The sequence below is a fragment of the Bartonella sp. AU15XJBT genome (assembly GCF_028618615.1).
Taxonomy (GTDB): Bacteria; Pseudomonadota; Alphaproteobacteria; order Rhizobiales; family Rhizobiaceae; genus Bartonella.
The window spans coordinates 1-1,935 of record NZ_JAQITG010000087.1 but is presented as its reverse complement, the minus strand read 5'-3'; the positions used below and the strand labels follow the sequence as shown (position 1 = coordinate 1,935).

Here is a 1,935-nt window from a genome sequence, read left to right as displayed (position 1 = left end):
TCTTAACAGCCCCTTATGTAGTATGACGGATAGTCTGGAATGACATCACAAAGACGCAACTTGTTTTGTTGTTCATAAGTCCCGTACATTTTGTCTTGATATTCAAGCCATCTGATTTCGTTTAAAAAAATACTGTATGCGCCGCTGTGTAGAACAAAGTCGTGAGGTATGTTTTCATTAAAGCATTCTTCTTCACGTTCTTTAAGATAAAGTTCTGCGATCTCTTCAGAGATATCTTCGCGCTGTTTAGTCGTTTTTTCTACCCGCAGGATTTGAACAGCATTATCGGCTTTATCGATAAATTTGATCATGTCCTTTTCTTCTAAGAAAGGACCCGATTTAGCGAGATTTTGTTCTTCATTTTCACAGATGACTAAGAGAATTTCATCAGAATTTATAAACACTGGTTTCTTCACAAATGCCTCCATAGAGCCTATTGGCAACGGTTGTTTTATAGGATATGGAGAAATTAATACGTTTTTCGTAATCATGTGTCAATAGATAAAATACGAAAAACGTATTTTTTTATTTTTATAAAACCTATTCGATTTTGTTTATTATCATTAATGTTAATGAGGTGTTTATGATAAAAAGTATAAAAGAAAAGCAGCTAGCCATCATGCTAAATAAATTAACCGAATGCGAGAAAAAAGCTTTTATGAACTTCTTGCTGCGAGCAGAGATTTTAAAAGATCCTCGACAATCTTCTTTTCAGAATCATTCGCTTGTGAATATAAATAAAGAAAATCATCAGAGTAAGGTCCAGAAATAGGTGAAGAATCTTTAAAAAACTCCATAATTTTAACTAATTCATCTGCCTTAATATCCCTCATTTCCCTATTTGTATTAAGATTAATCATATTGGATATAGCTGGTCTTCTTATACCAAGATGGGCGGCAAGCTTAGCTTGGCTCCCTCGCCCCATTTTATCAAGTTCTTTTTTTATCCAAATTTTTAGCTCTTTTTGCCTAATCATAATTAAGTTTATTCCTTATTTTTAAAGTCCTTACAATATAAAAAATATAATGATACGTTTTTCGTATTGACTAAATATTTTGGATATCGTATTTTTATCGCTATGATAAAAACATATACGAAAACCGCAAAACTCATAATTGAGTATCTAGGTGGGTATAAAAAAGTTGCTAATATTGTTAATCGCAATGTTATTGTAATTAGAAAATGGGCTTACCCTTTTGAAAAGCGAGAGGGTAAAGGCGGAATTATACCTGCTAAATACCAAATTATACTTTTAGATTACGCCCGTGAGCATGGGATAGATTTGCGTCCAGAAGATTTTTTTTATCCCGAGCGCTTGCAGACATTAATGCAAGAGCAACAAATGCCCCCAATGTCAAAATTTACAAAAAGTTCCGGCGTTAATAACGCGGGTAATAATTTACAGCCTTAAGGAGATCAAAATGAGTTTAAATGAAATGATAGCGATCGTTGTGTGTGTGGTGTTTGGAGTCTTGCTTTTATGCGGAGTGATGTTTCGCTTTGCTTTGTATTATCGAGATCAAGTTAAGGCGCTTAAAAAGGAGATTGAAGATGAAGAATTTGCAGCTAGGGCTTTAAAAAAAGAACGCAAAGAAATTAGAGAGATCATTAGTGGATATGATGAGAATGTAGAAAAATATGAAGAGGAAATTAAGGGATTAAAACAGGAGTTAGATGAGTATGAAAAAACATCAAAATGGAAAAATGAAACTATATACAGACTAAGAAAAGAAGTTGATCGTGTTCGTAGCCAAAGATACATGAACATTTTGTTTACCCCATCAGAAGAAGAACTTAAACAACAGATAGATGAGTATGAAGAAAAGTTGGATGAGAAAAGTGAAACTATAGAGAAACTAACAGCAGAAATTGAATACCTTGATGAACAAATTGAGAAATTGAACCAACAGAATAAACTGAATCCAGAGGATGAA

General features: G+C 33.3%; 4 protein-coding genes. 2 read left to right on the top strand and 2 right to left on the bottom strand.

The window, feature by feature from the left end; translation table 11 throughout:
- Positions 1–2 precede the first annotated feature (2 nt).
- Together PVV57_RS10145 and PVV57_RS10140 are read right to left on the bottom strand one after the other, a co-directional pair.
- Entirely contained in the window at positions 3–416 is a 414-nt protein-coding gene (locus PVV57_RS10145) for a hypothetical protein (protein WP_273784022.1), read from the bottom strand.
- Between the two features lie 240 nt (positions 417–656).
- Positions 657–977: a helix-turn-helix transcriptional regulator gene (locus tag PVV57_RS10140; protein WP_273761005.1), complete on the bottom strand. Its 321-nt coding sequence runs from the start codon at positions 975–977 to the stop codon at positions 657–659.
- A gap of 102 nt (positions 978–1,079) precedes the next feature.
- Between PVV57_RS10140 and PVV57_RS10135 the strand changes: the two genes are divergently transcribed.
- Together PVV57_RS10135 and PVV57_RS10130 are read left to right on the top strand one after the other, a co-directional pair.
- Positions 1,080–1,412, top strand: a complete 333-nt coding sequence (locus PVV57_RS10135) for a hypothetical protein (protein ID WP_273761006.1) — start codon at positions 1,080–1,082, stop codon at positions 1,410–1,412.
- A gap of 10 nt (positions 1,413–1,422) precedes the next feature.
- Positions 1,423–1,935: hypothetical protein (locus PVV57_RS10130; RefSeq protein ID WP_273784021.1), on the top strand; the 513-nt coding region annotated here is incomplete at its 3' end.